The sequence below is a fragment of the Paracoccus angustae genome, assembly GCF_042648745.1.
In the GTDB taxonomy this organism is placed as follows: Bacteria; Pseudomonadota; Alphaproteobacteria; order Rhodobacterales; family Rhodobacteraceae; genus Paracoccus; species Paracoccus angustae.
The window spans coordinates 1-19,737 of the sequence record NZ_JBHRXY010000012.1; the positions used below are offsets into that span (position 1 = coordinate 1).

General features: G+C 68.9%; 20 protein-coding genes. 10 read left to right on the forward strand and 10 right to left on the reverse strand.

Going from position 1 to position 19,737, the window contains the following annotated elements; all coding sequences use genetic code 11:
- Positions 1-167: 167 nt before the first annotated feature.
- From ACFOM8_RS13895 to ACFOM8_RS13910, 4 genes are all read right to left on the reverse strand, one after another.
- Complete coding sequence (locus ACFOM8_RS13895) at positions 168-791, reverse strand: protein-methionine-sulfoxide reductase heme-binding subunit MsrQ (RefSeq protein WP_377762306.1); 624 nt, start codon at positions 789-791, stop codon at positions 168-170.
- On the reverse strand, positions 791-1,687 hold the full coding sequence (msrP, locus tag ACFOM8_RS13900) for a protein-methionine-sulfoxide reductase catalytic subunit MsrP (protein WP_377762308.1): 897 nt from the start codon (positions 1,685-1,687) through the stop codon (positions 791-793). The genes ACFOM8_RS13895 and msrP overlap by 1 nt, the downstream gene beginning before the upstream one ends.
- 85 nt (positions 1,688-1,772) lie before the next feature.
- Positions 1,773-3,803: a DNA helicase RecQ gene (gene recQ, locus ACFOM8_RS13905; protein ID WP_377762310.1), complete on the reverse strand. Its 2,031-nt coding sequence runs from the start codon at positions 3,801-3,803 to the stop codon at positions 1,773-1,775.
- Positions 3,803-4,096 carry a YggT family protein gene (locus tag ACFOM8_RS13910; RefSeq protein WP_377762471.1) on the reverse strand — a complete coding sequence of 98 codons (294 nt, stop codon included), beginning with the start codon at positions 4,094-4,096 and terminating at the stop codon, positions 3,803-3,805. The genes recQ and ACFOM8_RS13910 overlap by 1 nt, the downstream gene beginning before the upstream one ends.
- A 131-nt stretch (positions 4,097-4,227) precedes the next feature.
- Here ACFOM8_RS13910 and ACFOM8_RS13915 point away from each other — a divergent pair, with 131 nt between their 5' ends.
- The 6 genes from ACFOM8_RS13915 to ACFOM8_RS13940 all read left to right on the forward strand — a co-directional run bounded on the left by ACFOM8_RS13915 (position 4,228) and on the right by ACFOM8_RS13940 (position 9,835).
- Positions 4,228-4,788: an acyl-CoA thioesterase gene (locus ACFOM8_RS13915; RefSeq protein ID WP_377762312.1), complete on the forward strand. Its 561-nt coding sequence runs from the start codon at positions 4,228-4,230 to the stop codon at positions 4,786-4,788.
- A gap of 44 nt (positions 4,789-4,832) precedes the next feature.
- Positions 4,833-6,203: an MFS transporter gene (locus ACFOM8_RS13920; RefSeq protein WP_377762314.1), complete on the forward strand. Its 1,371-nt coding sequence runs from the start codon at positions 4,833-4,835 to the stop codon at positions 6,201-6,203.
- On the forward strand, positions 6,200-7,063 hold the full coding sequence (mepA, locus tag ACFOM8_RS13925) for a penicillin-insensitive murein endopeptidase (RefSeq protein WP_377762316.1): 864 nt from the start codon (positions 6,200-6,202) through the stop codon (positions 7,061-7,063). Before ACFOM8_RS13920 ends, mepA begins: the two co-directional genes overlap by 4 nt.
- On the forward strand, positions 7,036-7,929 hold the full coding sequence (locus tag ACFOM8_RS13930; protein ID WP_377762318.1) for an esterase-like activity of phytase family protein: 894 nt from the start codon (positions 7,036-7,038) through the stop codon (positions 7,927-7,929). The genes mepA and ACFOM8_RS13930 overlap by 28 nt, the downstream gene beginning before the upstream one ends.
- 89 nt (positions 7,930-8,018) lie before the next feature.
- Complete coding sequence (locus ACFOM8_RS13935) at positions 8,019-8,621, forward strand: VUT family protein (RefSeq protein WP_377762320.1); 603 nt, start codon at positions 8,019-8,021, stop codon at positions 8,619-8,621.
- Between the two features lie 311 nt (positions 8,622-8,932).
- On the forward strand, positions 8,933-9,835 hold the full coding sequence (locus tag ACFOM8_RS13940) for a DMT family transporter (RefSeq protein ID WP_377762321.1): 903 nt from the start codon (positions 8,933-8,935) through the stop codon (positions 9,833-9,835).
- Position 9,836: 1 nt separating this feature from the next.
- Here ACFOM8_RS13940 and ACFOM8_RS13945 read toward each other — a convergent pair whose 3' ends face one another.
- A complete protein-coding gene (locus ACFOM8_RS13945; protein ID WP_377762323.1) occupies positions 9,837-11,012 on the reverse strand; it encodes an acetyl-CoA C-acyltransferase family protein in 1,176 nt (391 codons plus the stop codon).
- Between the two features lie 119 nt (positions 11,013-11,131).
- On the opposite strand from ACFOM8_RS13945, the gene ACFOM8_RS13950 reads away from it, so the two are divergent.
- The 4 genes from ACFOM8_RS13950 to ACFOM8_RS13965 all read left to right on the forward strand — a co-directional run bounded on the left by ACFOM8_RS13950 (position 11,132) and on the right by ACFOM8_RS13965 (position 14,098).
- Complete coding sequence (locus tag ACFOM8_RS13950; protein WP_377762325.1) at positions 11,132-11,488, forward strand: winged helix-turn-helix domain-containing protein; 357 nt, start codon at positions 11,132-11,134, stop codon at positions 11,486-11,488.
- Positions 11,485-12,963 (forward strand): glycerol kinase GlpK, encoded by a 1,479-nt coding sequence (gene glpK, locus ACFOM8_RS13955; RefSeq protein WP_377762327.1) that lies wholly within the window; start codon positions 11,485-11,487, stop codon positions 12,961-12,963. The genes ACFOM8_RS13950 and glpK overlap by 4 nt, the downstream gene beginning before the upstream one ends.
- 70 nt (positions 12,964-13,033) lie before the next feature.
- Positions 13,034-13,615 carry a transglycosylase SLT domain-containing protein gene (locus ACFOM8_RS13960; protein ID WP_377762329.1) on the forward strand — a complete coding sequence of 194 codons (582 nt, stop codon included), beginning with the start codon at positions 13,034-13,036 and terminating at the stop codon, positions 13,613-13,615.
- A 57-nt stretch (positions 13,616-13,672) separates the two neighbouring features.
- Positions 13,673-14,098, forward strand: a complete 426-nt coding sequence (locus tag ACFOM8_RS13965; protein WP_377762331.1) for a PaaI family thioesterase — start codon at positions 13,673-13,675, stop codon at positions 14,096-14,098.
- Here ACFOM8_RS13965 and ACFOM8_RS13970 read toward each other — a convergent pair.
- The 5 genes from ACFOM8_RS13970 to leuS all read right to left on the reverse strand — a co-directional run bounded on the left by ACFOM8_RS13970 (position 14,086) and on the right by leuS (position 19,648).
- Positions 14,086-14,304 (reverse strand): hypothetical protein, encoded by a 219-nt coding sequence (locus ACFOM8_RS13970; RefSeq protein ID WP_377762333.1) that lies wholly within the window; start codon positions 14,302-14,304, stop codon positions 14,086-14,088. The two genes, ACFOM8_RS13965 and ACFOM8_RS13970, sit on opposite strands and share 13 nt — an antisense overlap.
- 96 nt (positions 14,305-14,400) lie before the next feature.
- The gene (locus tag ACFOM8_RS13975; RefSeq protein WP_377762335.1) at positions 14,401-15,609 is read right to left on the reverse strand and encodes a BaiN/RdsA family NAD(P)/FAD-dependent oxidoreductase; all 1,209 of its coding nucleotides are present in this window, start codon (positions 15,607-15,609) and stop codon (positions 14,401-14,403) included.
- Complete coding sequence (holA, locus tag ACFOM8_RS13980; RefSeq protein ID WP_377762337.1) at positions 15,606-16,634, reverse strand: DNA polymerase III subunit delta; 1,029 nt, start codon at positions 16,632-16,634, stop codon at positions 15,606-15,608. The genes ACFOM8_RS13975 and holA overlap by 4 nt, the downstream gene beginning before the upstream one ends.
- Before the next feature lie 7 nt (positions 16,635-16,641).
- Positions 16,642-17,124: an LPS assembly lipoprotein LptE gene (lptE, locus tag ACFOM8_RS13985; RefSeq protein WP_377762339.1), complete on the reverse strand. Its 483-nt coding sequence runs from the start codon at positions 17,122-17,124 to the stop codon at positions 16,642-16,644.
- Positions 17,111-19,648: a leucine--tRNA ligase gene (gene leuS, locus ACFOM8_RS13990; RefSeq protein WP_377762341.1), complete on the reverse strand. Its 2,538-nt coding sequence runs from the start codon at positions 19,646-19,648 to the stop codon at positions 17,111-17,113. Before leuS ends, lptE begins: the two co-directional genes overlap by 14 nt.
- Positions 19,649-19,737 lie beyond the last annotated feature (89 nt).

The following is a 19,737-nucleotide window of genomic DNA, read 5'->3' on the forward strand; positions in this document are numbered from 1 at the left end:
TTCCTCAAGGTCCACAAACCAAAAAGCCCGCTTCCCCGTCCCCATCAGCGTTCCCGCCTTCGGTGAAGCGGTATTTACGGAGAGCCGTCAGAAGCCGCAAGTCCCTTTGCGCATTTTTTTTCGCCGAACCGTTACATTTTTCATAACATGCTGTTTAACAAAGATCATTACTTGGCCGCCGCCGGGGCGCCCCAGCGGATCGGCCGCGGAACCGCGATTCGGGACGCCAGAAGCAGCAGAATCGCGGACAGCCACAGGACCGGCTCCAGGGGGAATGTCTTCAAGGCCCAGATCCAGTGCAGCGTCACCAGGGGCGCGGCCAGATAGGCAAGCCGATGCAGCCTGCGCCAGGCCTGCGCGCCCATGCGGCGGACCGACCAGTTGTTCGAGGTGATCGCCAGCGCAAGCAGCATGACAAAGGCGGCCATCCCGAAGACCAGATAAGGTCGCTTGACCACGTCGCGCGCCATCGCGCCCCACAGCAGCGCCATGTCCATCAGCATCCAGGACAGCACATGCAGCCCGGCATAGGTGAAGCACAGCAGGCCCAAGGCGCGGCGGAAGCGCATGAAGCTTATGCCCAGGATGCGCAGGGCGGGCGTCACCGCCAGGCTGGCAACCAGGAAATAAAGCGCCGTGCGTCCCAGCCGGTGTTCGATGTCGCGGATCGGATCGATCCCCAGGCCGCCCGTCAGGGTGTCCCAGACCAGCAGCGCCAAGGGAACCAGCCCGCCCAGCCACAAGGCCCAGACCGGAAGGCGGCGCAGCCAGCCATTCAGCGCGGCCCGCATCAATAATCCTTCGCCAGATCCATTCCGGCGTAAAGCCGGGCCACCTGGTCGCCATAGCCGTTGAACATCAGCGTTTCCTCGCGCCCGCCGAACAGGCCCGCGCCGATGCGGCGTTCGGTGGCCTGGGACCAGCGGGGATGGTCCACCTGCGGGTTCACGTTGGCGTAAAAGCCGTATTCACGGGGCTGCATGGCCTGCCAGGTCGAGACCGGCTGGCGGTCGGTCAGGGTGATCCTGACGATCGACTTGATGGACTTGAAGCCGTATTTCCACGGCACCACCAGCCGGATCGGCGCGCCGTTCTGGTTGGGCAGCGCCTCGCCGTAAAGCCCGGTGGCCAAAATGGTCAGCGGGTGCATGGCCTCGTCCAGGCGCAGGCCCTCCTTGTAGGGCCAGTCGAGGATCGGGCGGTTCTGCCCCGGCATCTGTTCCGGGCGGTGCAGCGTTTCAAAGGCCACGAACTTCGCGCCGGGCTGCACGCCCGCCCTGTCCAGCACCCCGGCCAGGGGCACGCCGATCCAGGGGATCACCATCGACCATGCCTCGACGCAGCGCAGGCGGTAGATGCGCTCCTCCAGCGCGTTCGCGGGGGCGAGGTCGTCCACCGCGTAGCTGCCGGGGCGGTCCACCATGCCGCCGATCTCGACCGACCAGGGGTCGGTGTCCAGTGCGCCCGCGCGGCGCGCGGGATCGGTCTTGTCCATGCCGAATTCGTAGAAGTTGTTGTAGTTGGTGATCTCCTCCAGCGTGTTGGGCGTCTGATCCGTCGAATAAGGCGACGGCTTGCCGGTCAGCGCCCAGGCGGGCGCGGCCAGCGCGGCGGCGCCCGCGGCGATAAAGGCGCGGCGGTTCAGGTAGTCTTTCTTCGGCGTGACATCGGACCAGCGAAGCGGCATGGCGTTTCTCCCATCGGGCACAGGCGCAACGCGGATCATAGGCGCGCCGCGCCGCGATGCCTGTTCACATTACCCTGAAAAGATGTCAGGCGTCCGCGATTTCCCGCAGAAAAGCCTCGCCGAACCGGTCCAGCCGGGCCTCGTCCAGGTGGCGGGCCAGCCCGGCCCGATCGGCGGGCCTCGCCTCCGCGATGCGGCGGATCTGGGCGGTGGAACAGGACAAGGGCTTTTCCGTGCCGTCCGGCCCGCGCAGCAGGTCGGCCTGCACCGCGACCAGCCGGTCGAACAGCGCGCCTTCGGGGCGGCCGGCCAGCTTGCGGCGCTGCGGGTGCATATCCGGCACGTCGCCCGCGATGACCGACAGGAAGTCGCGGCCATAGCTTTCCAGCTTCTTGGCGCCCACCCCGCCGACTTGGGCCATCTGGTCTAGGGTCCGGGGGCGTTTTTCGGCCATCTCGATCAGGGTGCGGTCGGGAAAGATGACATAGGCGGGCACCCGCGCGGCCTCGGCCAGGGCGCGGCGCTTGGCCTTGAGCGCCGAAAGCAGCGGCTCGTCCTCCTCGCTGACCTGGGTGCGCAACACGGTGGCGGGCTTCGAGCTGGTGGTGTCGTGGCGCAGGGTCACGCTTTCCTCGCCGCGCAGGATCGGGTGCGCGGCGGCGGTCAGGTGCAGGGCGCCGTGGCGTTCGGGATCGGGGCGGCACAGGTCGCGGCCCATCATCTGCCGGAAGATCGCCTGCCATTGGGCACGGTTGTGTTCGCGCCCCACGCCAAAGGTCGGCAGGCGGTCGTGGCCGCGCTCGCGCACCTTGTCGGTGGTGCTGCCGGTGAGGATGTCGATCAGATGCGTGGCGCCGAACCATTCCCCCGTGCGCACCATCGCCGACAATGCCTTGCGCACCGCCTGCGTGGCATCGAACAGCCGGGGCGGGGCCAGGCACAGGTCGCAGTTCCCGCAATCCCCCGCCGGATCCTCGCCGAAATAGGCCAGGAGCTTGCGGCGGCGGCAGCCGGTCGCCTCGGCCAGGCCCAGAAGCGCGTTCAGGCGGGCGTGGTCGGCGGACTTGCGGGCCGGCTCGGCCAGGCCTTCGTCGATCTGGGTGCGGCGCAGGCGGATGTCGTCGGGACCGTAAAGGGTCAGCGTGTCGGCCGGATCGCCGTCGCGGCCCGCCCGGCCGATTTCCTGGTAATAGCCCTCGATGGACTTGGGCAGGTCGGCGTGCAGCACCCAGCGGATGTCGGGCTTGTCGATGCCCATGCCGAAGGCGATGGTGGCCACCACGATCAGCCCGTCCTCGCGCTGGAACCGCGCCTCGACCTGCCGCCGCGTCTCGGCCTCCAGCCCCGCGTGATAGGCCACCGCCGCGTGTCCCGCCTCGGTCAGCGCCTGCGCCAGCGTTTCGGTCCGCGCCCGGCTGGCGCAATAAACGATCCCCGACTGCCCGCGCCGGGCCGCAACGAAAGCCATCACCTGCTTGCGCGGGCTGTCCTTGGGCTGGAAGGCCAGCCGCAGGTTGGGCCGGTCGAAGCCGCGCAGAAAGGTCACGGGGGCCTGGCCGTCGAACAGGCGCGCGACGATCTCGGCCCGGGTTTCCACGTCCGCCGTGGCGGTGAAGGCCGCCAGCGGCACGTCCAGCGCGCGCTTGAGATCCCCGATGCGCAGGTAGTCGGGGCGGAAGTCGTGACCCCACTGGCTGACGCAATGCGCCTCGTCCACGGCGATGGCGGTCACGCCCGCGCGCCGCAGCAAGGGCAGCGTCCCGCCCGAGGCCAGCCGTTCCGGCGCCATGTAGAGAAGCTTCAGCTCGCCCCGCGACAAGGCCCCGAACACGGCGTCGGTTTCCTCGTCGGTGTTGCCGCTGGTCAGCGCGCCCGCCGCCACCCCCGCCTCGCGCAGCGCGCGCACCTGGTCGCGCATCAAGGCGATCAGCGGGGATATGACCACCGTCACCCCGTCCCGCATCAGCGCGGGCAACTGGAAGCACAGCGACTTGCCGCCGCCCGTGGGCATGATCGCCAGCACGTCGCGGCCCCGGGCCACGGCCTCGACGATCTCTTGCTGGCCGGGGCGGAAACCGTCGAAGCCCCAGACCTGTCGCAGCAAGTCCCCCGGCATCACATCCCGTAAAAGAAGCCCGCGTTGTTGGCCAGCGCGCGTTGCAGGATGATGATGATAATGAACAGCACCAAGGGTGCCAGATCCAGCCCGCCGGTGTTCGGCAGCACGCCCCGGATCGGACGGTAGATCGGCTCCAGCAGACGGTTGAGGCCGTCCCACAGCTGCGCCACGAGCGGCTGGCGCAGGTTCAGCACCTGGAAGTTGATAAGCCAGGACATGATGATGTGGACGATCATCACGAACCACACCACTTGCAGGATCAGTTGCAAGGCCTCGTAAAGCGTTCCCATCATGCCCTCTTTCCGTGTTCGGGCCTGTTATGGGGATGCGCGCCCCCCTTCGCAAGCAAGTTGCCGCAGCGTCCTGGTTGACGATCGCGTGGGCCGGGGCCACCCCTGCCCGGCAACCCCCAGGAGGCGCGATGTATCCCCTGTTCCGCTTCGCCAAGGAGATGGTCAAGTTCCGCAACGCCCCGCGGCTTGCGGTGACGGAAACGCATGTCTCGACCCATGTCTGCTGGCCCTGGGATCTGGACCCCTGGATCGAGTTGAACAACGGCCGCACCCTGACCCTGTTCGACCTGGGCCGCATCCCCATGGCGCAGCGCAGCGGGCTGATCCCGATCCTGCGGCGGCGGGGATGGGGCATCACGGTGGCGGGCAGCTCGGTCCGCTACCGCCGCCGGATCCGCGCCTTCGACCGCTTCACGATGATGTCGCGCGTGGCGGGATGGGATCACCGCTTCCTTTACATGGACCAGTCGATGTGGAAGGGCGGGGATTGCTGCAATCAGGTGCTGATCCGCGCCGCCATCACCTCGGCCCGGGGCATCGTGCCCCCGGCCGAGGTGATGGCGGCGCTTGGCGCCTCGGCCGACAGCCCGCCCCTGCCCGGCTGGATCGCCGCCTGGGCCGAGGCGGACGCCCTGCGCCCCTGGCCGCCCGAGCTTCCCCCTGACGCAAAAGCCCACTTGCCAGCCTGACGGCCCTTGGGCCTTATGACGCCGAACGCGCGCAAGAGGGGCGGATGGACCGCAAACGGATCTGGGGCTGGTGGTTCTTCGACTGGGCCAGCCAGCCTTTTCATACGCTTCTGCTGACCTTCGTCTTCTCGGTCTATTTCGCCGAGGTCGCGCAGCGCCATTTCCTGAACGTCAGCGGCGATCTGCGGCTGGCGGGCGCGCAGGCCCAGGCCTTGTGGGGATACGGGCTGTCGGCCGCCGGCATCGTGATCGCCCTTTGCGCGCCGATCCTGGGGGCGGTCGCCGACACGACGGGGCGGCGGATGCCGTGGATCCGGTTCTTCTCGGTGCTTTACGTCGCGGGCTCCGCCGGGCTGTGGCTTCTGATGCCCCAGCAGCCCGCCTTGATCCAGGCGGTGGTGCTGTTCGGCATCGGCCTGATCGGGGTCGAGTTCGCCACCATCTTCACCAATGCCCTGCTGCCGGGCCTCGCCCCGCGGAACGAGATCGGGCGGCTGTCGGGATCCGGCTATGCCTTCGGATACCTGGGCGGCGTCCTGTCGCTGGCGGTCATGCTGGCGTTGTTCCAGGAAACGCCGGGGGGCAAGACGCTGATCGGCATTGAGCCGCTGTTCGGCCTGGATCCGGCGGCGCGGGAAGGCACGCGCTTTGTCGGTCCCTTTGTGGCGATCTGGTATGCCGCCTTTATGATCCCCTTCTTTCTCTGGGTCCGCGAGCCGCGCGGCCCGCGCCGGCCCGTCCGCATCGGCGCCGCCATGGCGGATCTGGTGGCGCTGATCCGCAGCCTGCGCCACCGCCGCAGCCTTGCCGCCTGGCTGGCGTCGTCCATGCTGTCGCGCGACGCGCTGAACGCGCTTTACGGGTTCGGCGGCGTTTATGCGGGCACGGTGCTGGGCTGGCCGGTCTTCCTGGCGGGCGTCTTCGGCGTGGTCAGCGCCGTGGCCGCCGCCATCGTCAGCTGGGCGGGCGGGCGGGCGGACCGGGCTTACGGCCCCAAGCCCGTGATCGTCGCCACCATCCTGATCCTGACTGGCGTCTGCCTGGTCGTGGTCGGCATGGACCGCCAGACGCTGTTCGGCCTGGCCGTGCCGCAAACCCCCGTCTTGGGGCGGTTTTTCGTGCCCGATCTGGTGTTCTTCCTGTGCGGCGCGTTGATCGGCGGCGCGGGCGGCGCGCTGCAAGCCGCAAGCCGCACCATGATGGTCCGCCACACGACCGAGGCCCGCGCCGCCGAGGGTTTCGGCCTTTACGCCCTGTCCGGCAAGGCCACGGCTTTCCTTGCCCCCCTGCTGATCGCGATCGTCACCGATGCCAGCGGCAACCAGCGGATCGGCATTTCGCCGCTGATCGCGCTATTCATCCTGGCGCTGATCCTGCTAGTCTGGGTCAAACCCGAAGGAGAGGTAGAGCAGTGATCCGAAAAATCCTGACCGCCGCCGCCATCGTGGCTGGCCTTGTCCTGCCCGCGTCCGCCGACCCGCTGGCCAAGGATGTCTTCGGCAGCTTCCGGGCCGCGTCCCGGGGTCCGGCCGTTTCCATCGGCTTTTACTCCAAGGGCTGCGGGCAGGGTTTCGTGCAGCTGCCCGAAAGCGGGCCGAGCTGGCAGGCCATGCGCCTGTCCCGCAACCGCAACTGGGGCCATCCCGAGCTGGTGAACTTCCTGATGGGCCTGTCGCAGGCCGCCCGGCAGGCGGGCTGGCGCGGCCTTTACATCGGCGACATGAGCCAGCCGCGCGGCGGGCCGATGACCTCGGGACATGCCAGCCACCAGCTCGGGCTGGACGCCGACATCTGGATGCTGCCGCCGTCTTCCCTGAACCTGTCGCCCCAGCAGCGCGAGAACCTGTCCTCGGTGTCGATCACCGACCGGCGGGGGATCGGGCTGACGAATGTCTGGAACGGCGGCCACATGGCGATCATGCGCGCCGCCGCCCGCGATCTGCGCGTGGAACGCATCCTGGTCGATCCGGTCGCCAAGGTGGCGATGTGCCAGATGGAGCGCGGCGATCGGTCCTGGCTGCGCAAGGTGCGCCCCATCAACGCCCACAACTATCACTTTCATGTCCGGCTGTCCTGTCCGCGCGGATCGGTCTGCGACCGCCAGCCCGCGCCCCCGCCCGGCGACGGCTGCGCCGAGGCCGCCGAATGGATCAGGAACCGCATCGACCCCGGCCGGGTCGCGCCCACGCCGCCCGATCCCGATTACCGCCATCCCCGAACCTTCCGTCTTTCCGAACTGCCGTCCCAATGCCGCACCGTCGCCGGCGCGCCCTAGGCGCGCTGTTACCGCTGTTCCTGACGGCGGCCGGCCTTCCCGCGTCGGCGGCCTCGCTGGACTATGTCGGCACCTTTGTCTGGTCCGGGGACGACGACAGCTTCGGCGGCTTTTCCGCCGTCGAACTGAACGCGGACGGCAGCCGCTTCCATGCGCTGACCGACCGCGCGAATCTGTACTGGGGCAGCATCGACCGCGATTCGCAGGGCGTGATCCGCGCGCTGAACATCGCGGGGCGCGCGCATCTGAAGGACAGCAAGGGCATCCCCCTGCCCCCCGGCTATACCGGCGACAGCGAGGGGCTGGCCCTGGGCGAGAACGGCCGCATCTGGATCAGCTTCGAAGGCCTGGACCGCGTCGCCCGCTATGACGATCCCGACGCCAGGGCGGCGGCGCTGCGCCCGCCGCCGAAAACGCCGGGCATGCGGATCAATTCGGGGCTGGAGGCGCTGGCGATCCGGGACGGCACCCTTTACGCCGTGCCCGAACGCTCGGGGCGCGAGGACCAGCCCTTTCCGATCCTGACCTTCCGCGACAACCGATGGGGCCGGGCGGGGGACATCCGGCGCGATCCACGCTGGCTGGCGGTGGCCGCCGATTTCGGCCCGGACGGCTGGTTCTACCTGCTGGAGCGCGACTTCCGGGGCATCCTGGGCTTTGCCTCGCGCGTCAGGCGGATGCAGCTGACCGAGAAAGGCCCCGTGAACGAGGAAATCCTGCTGACCACCCGGCCCCTTCAATACGACAACCTGGAAGGGCTGGCGGTCTGGCACGACGGACAGGGGATCCGGATCACCATGATCTCGGACGACAATTTCCTGGCCTTGCAGCGCACCGAACTGGTCGAATACCGGCTGCGCGATTGACAAGCGCCCGCCCGCTCGCCTAAGGCGCGCTGTCCCGCGGCGCGCGCGGGGCCGAGTTGTTCCGCGACCTTGTAAAACGGAAACCGTCAATGACCCGCTTTCTGCCCGGCATCCTTGCCATGGCCATCATCGTCGTGGCCTCGAACATCCTTGTGCAGTTCACGGTCGGCCTTTGGCTGACCTGGGGCGCCTTCACCTATCCCTTCGCCTTTCTCGTCACCGACGTGATGAACCGCGTCTACGGCGCCCCCGCCGCGCGCCGCGTCGTGCTGGCGGGCTTTGTCATCGGCGTGATCTGCTCGCTGGTCGCGGCGGGCATCGACAAGACCACCCTGCGAATCGCGGTCGGCTCGGGCGCGGCGTTTCTTGTCGCGCAGCTGACCGACATCGCGATCTTCGACGCCTTCCGCAGCCGCCGCTGGTGGGTCGCGCCCTTTCTGTCATCCTTCGCGGGCTCGGCGCTCGACACCGCGCTGTTCTTCGGAATCGCCTTCAGCGCCGCCCTGCCCCACGACATCAACACCGGCTGGGCCAACGAGGCCGTTCCGCTGCTTGGCCAAGGGCCGGTCACGGCGCTGTGGGTTTCGTTGGCAACTGCCGACTGGATGGTCAAGATGAGCCTGGCGGTACTGGCCCTTGTGCCTTTCCGGCTGATCGTGCGCAATTTGTTGCGGGCCGGGCGAACAATCTGATTGACACACCCCCGATCTGTGGCACCCTTCCCTTGCAACGGCAACCAATTGAAAGGAGGTGGTCCAGTGTCGAGAGTGATATTGGAGAGAGGTGTCGGAACAGTCAGGGGGGCCGTGGCCTGAGGGCAGCCCCAAGGGTCGTAAACCCTGGTTGGGACCGGAACATCCGCCATCCCTAACCGGACCATCTCCGTGGATCTCGCGGGCCGCCTTGATCTAGGGCGGCCCGTTCCTTTCGGGGCCCGCGCCCACTTGCCTTGACCGCGCGGATGGGGGACTGCTTGGCGGTTCGCCGCTGACAAGGGCCGGTCATGTCCCATCACAACGCCCGCCTGGGGGCCGCCTACAACCTGCGGGGCGCCGTTTTCATGGTGCTGTCCATGGCGGGCTTCGCCGTCGAGGATTCGCTGCTGAAGCAGGCCGCCGTCAGCCTGCCCCCGGGGCAGGTGCTGATCACCTTCGGCGCCTTCGGCACCGCGGCCTTCGCCGTCCTGTCGCTTCTGGCGGGCGAGGCGCCCCTGACCCGCGCCATGCTGGGCCGCGCGATGATCCTGCGGTCGCTGTCCGAGGTGACCGGCCGGCTGTTCTACATGCTGGCCATTGCGCTGACGCCGCTGTCCACCGCCTCGGCCATCCTTCAGGCGACGCCGCTGGTGGTGATGGTGGGCGCGGCCGTGCTGTTCCACGAACGGATCGGCCCGCGCCGCTGGCTGGCCGTGGCCCTGGGCTTCGGGGGCGTTCTGCTGATCCTGCGGCCGGGGACCGAAGGGTTCGGGCCGCTGTCGCTGCTGGCGATCATGGCGATGCTGGGCTTTGCCGGACGCGACCTGGCGACCCGCGCCGCGCCGGTGTCGCTGTCCTTCCGGCAGCTGGGCGTGGCGGGCTTTTTCATGCTGATCGTTGCCGGACTGATCGTTCTGCCCTTCGGTGGCCCGCCGGCCGCGCCCGACGGGGCAACCTGGGCCGGCCTTCTGGCGGCCTCGGCCACGGGGGTCTGCGCCTATGCGCTCCTGACGGCAGCAATGCGCACCGGACAGGTCGGCGCGGTGACGCCTTTCCGCTATACCCGCCTGATCTTCGCGATGGTCGCGGGTGTCGCGCTGTTCGGCGAACGCCCCGACCGCTGGACGATCGCCGGCAGCGCCGTGATCATCCTGGCGGGGATCGTGGCCCTGCGCCTGTCGCGGCAGCCCGCAACCGCGCAGGCCGCCTGAGTCACATCCGCTCGATCGCCAGGGCGATCCCCTGCCCGCCGCCGATGCACATGGTGATCAACGCGCGTCTGCCGCCGATCCGTTCGAGCTCATGCAGCGCCTTGATGGTGATGATCGCGCCGGTCGCGCCGACCGGGTGGCCCAGGGCGATGGCCCCGCCATTGGGGTTCACGCGGGCCGGATCCAGCCCGAGGCCCTTGTTCACCGCCAGGGCCTGCGCCGCAAAGGCCTCGTTCGATTCGATCACGTCGAAATCGTCCGCCGACAGGCCGGTCTTTTCCAGCAGCCGCCGCACCGCCGGAACCGGGCCGATCCCCATCACCTCGGGCCGCACGCCCGCCACCGCATGGCCGAGGATCCGCGCCCGGGGCGTCAGCCCCGCCGCCTGCGCCGCATCGGCCCGCGCCAGCACAAGGGCCGCCGCGCCGTCGTTGATGCCGCTTGCGTTGCCCGCCGTCACGCTGCCGTCCTTCTTGAAGACGGCCTTCAGTCCCGCCAGCTTGTCCAGCGCGGTTTCCTTGGGATGTTCGTCGGCATCGAAGACCACCGGACCCTTGCGGCCCTTGACCTCGACCGGGACGATCTGGTCCTTGAAACGCCCTTCGGCGATCGCGGCCGCCGCGCGGCGCTGCGATTCCAAGGCGAATTCGTCCTGCGCCTGGCGGCTGATGTCGTGTTCGGCCGCGACGTTCTCCGCCGTCACGCCCATGTGGCCCGTGCCCATCGGGCAGGTCAGCGCACCGGTCATCATGTCCAGCATCCGCTGGTCGCCCATCTTGGCCCCAAACCGCGCCGAGGAAACGGCATAAGGCGCGCGGCTCATGCTTTCGGCCCCGCCCGCGACCGCGAAATCCGCCTCGCCCAGCATCAGAACCTGGGCGGCGGACACGATGGCCTGCGCCCCCGACCCGCAGAGCCGGTTCACGTTCATCGCGGGCGTGGCGTCGGGAATGCCCGCAGACAGCATCGCCACGCGCGACAGATACATGTCGCGGGGTTCCGTGTTGATCACATGGCCGAAAACCACCTGCCCGATCCGGTCGGGCGCGACCCCCGCCCGTTCCATCGCGGCGCGGGTCACGATCGCCGCCAGGTCGATCGGCGGAATGGCGGCCAGGCTGCCGCCGAAGGTGCCGATGGCGGTGCGGGCGCCGGACAGGATGACAATCTCGGACATGATGACCCTCTGCTGGTTTTCCGGGCAGCATAGGCGAGGCAAACCGACAGGCCAAGCCCGCCGTGGCGTCGCAGGGAAACCGGGGCTAACCTGCTGCAAAGACGGGAAACCGAATCGCGATGAACAGGGACGCCCCCCGCATCAAGCTGCGGCTGGAATACGACGCGCCGCTGGTGCTGGGGCCGGGCAAGGCGCAGCTTTTGCGGCTGATCGGGCAGTTGGGCTCCATCTCGGCCGCAGGGCGCCGGATGGGGATGAGCTACAAGCGCGCCTGGTCCCTGGTCGAGGAGATGAACGCGGCCTTTGCCGCGCCCCTGGTGGACAGCAGCCGGGGCGGCGCGGGCGGCGGCGGGGCCGCGGTGACGCCGACCGGCCAGGCGGTGCTGCGTCACTTCGATGCTTTGGAACGATTGCTGCGGGACAAGGGGGCCGCCGACCTGGCGGCCATCGGTGCGCTGATGAAAGGGGAGGATTGATGACGATTCTGGCGATGGATCAGGGGACGACCTCGTCCCGGGCGGTGGTGTTCAGCGACGGCTTGCAGGTGCAGGCCGCCGCGCAGCACGAATTCCCCCAGCATTTCCCCCGCTCGGGTTGGGTCGAACACGACCCCGGGGACATCTGGACCTCCAGCGCCGGAACCGCCCGCGCCGCCATCGAAAAGGCGGGCGCCCCCCGCATCGACGCCATCGGCATCACCAACCAGCGCGAGACCGTGGTGATCTGGGACCGCGAAACCGGCCAGCCCGTCCACCGCGCCATCGTCTGGCAGGACCGCCGCACCGCCGACCTGTGCGACCGGCTGCGCGACGAAGGGGCCGAGGATCAGGTGACGGACACCACCGGCCTGCTGCTGGATCCCTATTTCAGCGCCACGAAGATCGCTTGGCTGCTGGATCACGTGGAAGGCGCCCGCGCGCGCGCCGAAGCGGGCGGGTTGGCCTTTGGCACCATCGACAGCTTCCTGATCTGGAAGCTGACCGGGGGCCGGGCGCATGTGACGGATGCCACAAACGCCAGCCGCACGCTGCTGTACGACATCCGCAAGGGCGATTGGTCGGACGACATGTGCCGCCTGTTCGGCGTCCCCCGCGCCCTGCTGCCCGAGGTACGCGACAGCGCCGACGATTTCGGCACCACCCGCCCCGATCTGTTCGGGCGGGAGATCCCCATCACCGGGGTCGCGGGCGACCAGCAGGCGGCGACCGTGGGCCAGGCCTGTTTCCGGCCCGGCATGATGAAATCGACCTACGGCACCGGCTGCTTCGCGCTGCTGAACACGGGCGACCAGGCGATCCGGTCGAAAAACCGCCTGCTGACCACCATCGCCTATCGCCTGGACGGCCAAACCACCTACGCCCTGGAAGGCAGCATCTTCATCGCCGGCGCCGTGGTGCAATGGCTGCGCGACGGGCTGCGGCTGATCCGCGAGGCGCAGGAAACGCAGGCTCTCTCGCAGCAGGCCGACGACTGCCAGCAGGTCATCATGGTTCCGGCCTTTACCGGACTTGGCGCGCCTCACTGGGCGCCCAACGCCCGGGGCGCCATTTTCGGCCTGACCCGCAACACCGGCCCCGCGGAATTTGCCCGCGCCGCCCTGGAAAGCGTGGGCTTCCAGACCCGCGACCTGCTTCAGGCGATGCGCGCCGACTGGCCCGCGGCGGGCGAGGCCGTGCTGCGCGTCGATGGCGGCATGACCGCCAGCGAACCGGCCATGCAGTTCCTGGCCGACATCCTGGGCGCCCCCGTGGACCGGCCGAAGAACCCCGAAACGACCGCCCAGGGCGCCGCCTGGCTTGCGGGCTATCGCGCGGGTCTCTGCCCGGCGCCCGACGAATACGCCAAGGCCTGGCAGCTTGACCGCCGGTTCGAACCCCGAATGTCCGGGGAGGTCCGGGATCGGCGATACTCCGCCTGGACCCGCGCGGTGCAGGCGGTGCTGGCGGTCTGATCTTCCGGCTTTGTGATTTCACCCCCGCGTGATTTTCCGTAAGATCGCCCCAAAACGACAAGAGGGCAGGATGAGCAGGCTTCTGAAACTCGCGATTGTCGGGCTGGTCGCGTCATGCGGCGGCGGCAACTATTCGGCGCCCCGTCAGCTGGACAACGCCTGCGCCATCGTGGCCGAACGGCCCGCCTATTACCGGGCGATGAAGGCCACGGAACGCAAATGGGGCATTCCGATCCATGTCCAGATGGCCGCGATCCACCAGGAATCGAAGTTCATCGGCGACGCGCGCACCCCCCATCAATACGCGCTCGGGGTGATTCCCATCGGCCGCCAGTCCAGCGCCTTCGGCTATTCCCAGGCTCTCGACGGCACGTGGGAGGAATACCAGAAGGAAACCGGCAACCGCCGCGCCAAGCGCGACAACATCCGCCACGCGACGGATTTCATGGGCTGGTACATGCACAATTCCTCGCGCAGGTTGGGCATCTCGAAATGGGACGCGACGGGACAATATCTGGCCTATCACGAAGGCCGGTCGGGATTCGCGCGCCAGTCCTATCTGGGCAAGCCCTGGCTGGTGCGGGTGGCGAACCAGGTGGGCCAGCGCGCGCAGATGTATCGCGCGCAGCTGGTGGCCTGCCGCAAGGCGTGAGGGCTTGCCCCGGCGCGCCTGCCCGGTTGATATGACCGGGCAGCGGAAGGGAAGCCCATGAACGACGATCACATCAGGCGCGATGCCGACGACCAGCCCGAATTCGCCGTCCATATCGGCGCGCGCCTTGTGTCCGCCACGCCGGAACGGGTGGAGTTCGAGATGCCCGTGACGCAGGCGCTCGCCAACCGCAACGGCGTGCTGCACGGCGGCGCGATCATGGGCCTGGCCGACAATGCCGGCGGCACCGGCACCTTTCTGAACCTGCCCCAGGGGAAATCGACCACCACGCTGGAAAGCAAGACCAACTTCCTGCGCCCCGTCCGGCTGGGCGACGTGGCCCGCGCCGTCAGCCTGCCGCTGCATATCGGGCGGACCACGCAGATCTGGCAGACCACCGTGAGCCGAGGCGACGGAAAGGTCGCGGCCATCGTCACGCAAACGCAGCTGGTGATCGACTGGAAGGCCGGTCAAAGCCAGTAGGTGTCGCGAAACACATGGGCGGGGATCCGGTCGCGGGTCAGGCCCATCCGGGCCAGTTCCTCGTCGGACCTCGCCTCCAAGGCCTCGATTTCGGCGCAGCGGGCCCGCGCTTCGAGATAGGCGTTCATGCCCTGGCCGAACCGGTTGAAGAAGGCGTCGATGCGGCTGCGCGTTTCGGGCGCGAAATGCGTGATCGTGTAGGCCATCGGAAACCCTTTCCTTGCGGTTGTCGGTTTCCTCCCATGCCCGGCAGGATAGGTCGCGGCCTTTGTCCCATCAAGAGCGCAAAAGCCGCAAGCGGCTCAGCACCGGTCCAAGGCGGCCAGACGCGCGGCGGCTGCCCGCCCGGCGCGCAGACCGCTGCCCAGGCAGGCGGTCAGCAGATAACCGCCGGTCGGCGCCTCCCAATCCAGCATCTCTCCGGCCACGAAGACACCAGGCATGGCGCGCAGCTCCTGCGTGTCTGCCACCGCTTCCCAAGTCACGCCGCCAGCGGACGAGATCGCGGTCTCCAGCCCCATCGGCCCGTCATGAAGCAGCGGCAAGGCCTTCGCCCGCGCCGCCCAATCCGCCGGATCCGTCGGCAAGGGCCTGCCCCATTCCAGCAGCAACGCGACCTTGACGGGATCCTCCAGCACCCGGCGCAGCCGGTTGCCCAGGGACAGCTTGCCCTTCGCCTTCGCAAATCGCGCGGCCAGCGCCGCGTGATCCAGATCGGGCGCCAGATCGACATGGCCCGCCGCCCCGTCGCGCAGCGCCGCCGAGATCTCGTAAACCCCGCCGCCCTCGATGCCCTTGGCACCGATCACCCATTCGCCCCGGCTGACCAGACCGCCCGCCGCCAGCGCGGTCCCCTTGACCGCCGTTCCGAAATGCCGCGCCATCGGTTCGGACCAGGCCGCCCGGAACCCCATGTTGGCGGGCCGGAACGGCGCCACCGCGACCCCCTCCGCCTTCAGCCAAGGCACCCAGGCCGCATCCGACCCCAGCCGGGGCCAGCTTGCCCCGCCAAGCGCCAGCACCGCCACGCGGGGCCGGATCACCCGCACCCCTTCGGGCGTGTCGAACCGGAACCCGCCGCCGATCCAGCGCCAGCGGGTCCGCAGCTCCGCCCCGCCCGCCCGCAACCTCGCCAGCCAGGCCCGCAGCAGCGGCGAGGCCTTCATTCCCACCGGAAACACCCGTCCGGTCGATCCGGTGAACAGCTCGATCCCCAACCCCCTCGCCCAGGCCATCACCTCGGACGGGCCGAACCGGCTTTCATCTTCGTCTAAATATCCCGGGGTCCGGGGCAGAGCCCCGGTGCCGACGGCGAACCTGCGCGCAAACGCCCCGAACGGCTCGTTCTTGGTCAGGTTCAGCCCCGACTTTCCGGCCATCAGGAACTTTCGCGCGGGCGTGGGCATCGCCTCGGCCACCACGACGCTGCGGCCCGGCGCCGTCAGCGCCTCGGCCGCCATCAGCCCGGCAGGCCCCGCCCCGACGATCAGCGCATCGACCGCTTCGCTCACCGCCGTCCCCGGGGCGTCATCGCCAGGCGGATCAGCGCGCGTTCGACCAAGGCCATCTGCGGCGCGCGGGTGGTGCTGCGCAGGGTCAGGTCGCAGTCCAGCAGCGACCGCACCGCGTCCTCCAGCGGCCCCATGCCCCAGCCTTGCGCCTGCCGCGCCATGCGATCGCGGCGCGGGCCGAAGACCGGCGGTCGCATCCGCGACAGCGCCGCCCCCGGCCCCGCGGGGTCGGCGGCGGCAAGATGCAGGGCGCGGAAATGGCGCAGCGCGGCGATGCAGAGCGTGACCGGGTTCACGCCCTGGCCCTCGATGCGGCGCATCATGGGGCCGAACTCGGCCTCGCGGCGCTCGGCGACGATGTGGATCAGCTCGTCCAGATCGGCCTCGACGGTGGCGGGGGCCAGCAGGGCGATTTCATCGGCCGTCAGCGGGGTGTCGTCGCCGTGCTTGTAAAGCCCGATCTTCTCGATGGTCTGGCGCAGGTCGCCGGGATCCAGCGCGCGGGCCAGATCCATCATGTCCTTCATCGCAGGCGGGGGCACCTGGCGCAGACCGGCGTCCGCCAGCCAGCGCGCGACCTCCTCCTCGGCCGGCGGGTCGTCGTAGATGGGGGCGGTCACGGCGGTCGGGTGCGGCTCGAACAGCTTGCGCAGGGCCGAGGATTTGCCCAAGGCCCCCGCCGTCACCACCATCGCCGCATCGCCGGGCTTCCATTCCGACAGCGCGGCGCGAATCGCGTCGGCGGCAAGATCCGGCGCATCTTCGGCCAGCACCACGCGCGGGCCGGGGAAAAAGCCCACCTCCTTGATCGCGTCCAGCAGCTGCGCGGGATCCTTCTTCAGGCCCGCGCCGGACAGGCGGGTCAGGCGCATCTCCTCGTCGGCCTTCTCGCCGACCAGGGCCTTGACCGCCTCGGCCCGCTTCATCGCGACCCGCATGGCGTCCCCGCCATAGATCAGCAGCGCCGGGCGCGAGGGGTCGGGCCGCGCCAGATAGCGCGCGATTTCCGCGCCCCTGAGGATCATGCGGGAATCATCCGGGCAGTTGCGCGGATGCCGCCAGCAGCCGCGTGACCACCTGATCGGCCAGCATCTCGGCCAGGCGGGACCGGGCGTCGCCCTCGGCCGACAGCGTGGCGATGGTGGTGCCGGTCGTGGAGTAAGAGGTGAAGTTGCTGACCCGCCCCTGCGCCAGCACCCGGCCCGCCCGGTCGGTCAGGACGAAATCGGCGGTGCCGTTGAGGGAATAGCGGTTCGTCACCTCGTCGGTGGTGATGGCCTGCGGCACGACGCCCACGTTGATGCGGTAATCCAGATCGTAATCCGCGCCCTCGCCCCCCAGCCGTTCGGCCAGGCGGCGGTTGAAGGCGAAATCCTGATAGGTTCGGGGATCGCGCGGCCGGACCTTGCCGAACAGCCGCCGGCCCGCGCCGTTCGGGCCGTAAACCGGCGTCAACCCGCAGCCCGCCAGCGCCAGCAGCCCCGAAAGGGCGGTCCGGCGGTCAGGCGACCACATTGACGATCCGCCCCGGCACGACGATCAGCTTCTTGGGGGCGGCACCCTCCAGGAAGCGGCGCACGGTCTCGTCGGCCAGCACCATGGCCTCGATCTGGTCGGCGGGCATGTCCTTGGCGACCGAAATCTCGGCCCGGCGCTTGCCGTTGATCTGGATCGGCAGAATGACGGTCTCGTTCTCCAGCATCGCGGGGTCCGCCTTGGGCCAGGGCGCATCGACCAGCAGGCCCTGCCCGCCCGCCATGGACCAGACATCCTCGGCCAGGTGCGGCACCATCGGTCCCATCAGCTGCGCCAGGATCCGCAGAACGGCGCGGCGGGCCTCGCCGCCTGCCTTGGACTTGCCGACGGCGTTCGCCAGTTCATAGATTTTCGCCACGGCCTTGTTGAAGGCGAAGCCCTCGATGGCTTTCGTGACATCGGCGATGGCGCGATGCGCGGCGCGGGTCAGGTCGGGATCGTCGCCCCCCTCGCCCGGCTCGTCGGCCAGACGCCAGACGCGGGCCAGGAACTTGTTCGCGGCCTCGGCCCCGGCGGCGGTCCATTCCACGTCCCGTTCGGGCGGGCTGTCGGACAGCATGAACCAGCGCGCGGTGTCGGCCCCGAAGGACTGCACGATATTGACCGGATCGACGACGTTCTTCTTGGACTTCGACATCTTGGCCGAAGGGATGATCTCGACCGGCGTCCCGTCGGCCAGCCTGCCGTCCGTCACGTCCTCGGGCAGGTGGTAAACCGGACGGCCCCGGTTGTCGCGGGTCATGTAGATCTCGTGCGTGACCATGCCCTGCGTGAACAGCGCGTCGAACGGCTCCTTCGCGCTGTCCGGCAGATGCCCGGTCCTGACCATCGCCCGGGCGAAGAACCGCGAATACAGCAGGTGCAGGATCGCGTGCTCGATGCCGCCGATATACTGGTCCACGTTCATCCAGTAGTCCGCATCCGCCCGGTCGGTCGGCGTCGCGGCATGGGGCGAGGTGAAGCGCGCGTAGTACCACGACGAATCGACGAAGGTGTCCATTGTGTCCGTTTCGCGCAGGGCCGCGCCGCCACATTGCGGGCAGGTGGCCTGCCGCCAAGTCGGATGGCGGTCCAGCGGATTGCCCGGCACGTCGAAACTGACGTCCTGCGGCAGCAGCACCGGCAGGTTCCCCTTGGCCTCGGGCACCGTGCCGCAGGCGTCGCAGTGCAGGACCGGGATCGGGCAGCCCCAATAGCGCTGGCGCGAGATGCCCCAGTCGCGCAGGCGGAACTTGGTCACGCCCTCGCCATAGCCGTTCGCTTCGGCATGGGCGATGGCGGCGTCCACCGCGGCCTCTCCGGTCTGGTCGGCCTTGCCCGCGAAGCCGCGGACATAGGTGACGGCTTCGGATTTCAGCGGCACATAGGGCGCCTTGGCGACCAGGGCGTCGGCCTGGTCCAGCGACATGCCGCGTTCGCCGAAGGTGGCGCGGATCGGCAGCCCGTATTTCGTCGCGAACTCGTGGTCCCGCTCGTCATGGGCGGGCGAGCCGAAGATCGCGCCGGTGCCGTAATCCATCAGCACGAAGTTCGCGATCCAGATCGGCAGGCGCCACCCTTCATCCAGCGGATGCTTGACGGTCAGGCCGGTGTCGAAGCCCAGCTTGGGCGCGGTCTCGATAGCCTCCTCGGTGGTGCCGATCTTGCGGCATTCCTCGACGAAAGCCGCCACTTTCGGGTCCGCCGCGGCCAGATCGCGGATCAGGGGATGATCCGGCGACAGCGCCACAAAGGACGCCCCCATCAGCGTGTCGGGGCGGGTGGTGTAAACCTCGATGGCGGCGAACCCCTCGGGCGCATCCACCGTTTCGAACCGGAACTGCAATCCGCGCGACTTGCCGATCCAGTTGGCCTGCATCAGCCGCACCTTGTCGGGCCAGCCGGTCAGCCCGTCCAAGGCGGACAGAAGTTCGTCCGAATAATCCGAGATGCGGAAGAACCATTGCGTCAGTTCGCGCCGTTCCACCGTCGCGCCGGACCGCCAGCCCTTGCCGTCGATGACCTGTTCGTTGGCAAGCACCGTCATGTCCACCGGATCCCAGTTCACCTGGGCCGACTTTCGGGTGATCAGCCCGGCCTCCAGCATGTCCAGGAACATCGCCTGCTGCTGGTGGACGTAATCGTCGTCGCAGGTGGCGAACTCGCGGCTCCAGTCGATGGACAGGCCCAGCGGCTTCAACTGCTCGCGCATGGTGGCGATGTTGGCATAGGTCCAGTCGCGCGGATGGCCGCCCTGCTCCATCGCGGCGTTCTCGGCGGGCATCCCGAAGGCGTCCCACCCCATCGGGTGCAGCACGCTGAACCCTTGCGCGCGCTTGAAGCGCGCCACCACGTCGCCCATCGTGTAGTTGCGCACATGGCCCATGTGGATGCGCCCCGACGGATAGGGGAACATTTCAAGCACGTAATACTTGGGACGCTCGTCGCGGGTGGCGGCAAAGCTGCCCGCATCCGCCCAGGCGGCTTGCCAGCGGGATTCGGTGCTGGAGGGATCATAGGGCATCGTGCGGACCTTTGGCGTCATTCGTCGCGCCCGGGTTTATACGCCGCCCCCCATCGGGTCCAGCCCGTAGGGCGGGGTTTCACCCCGCC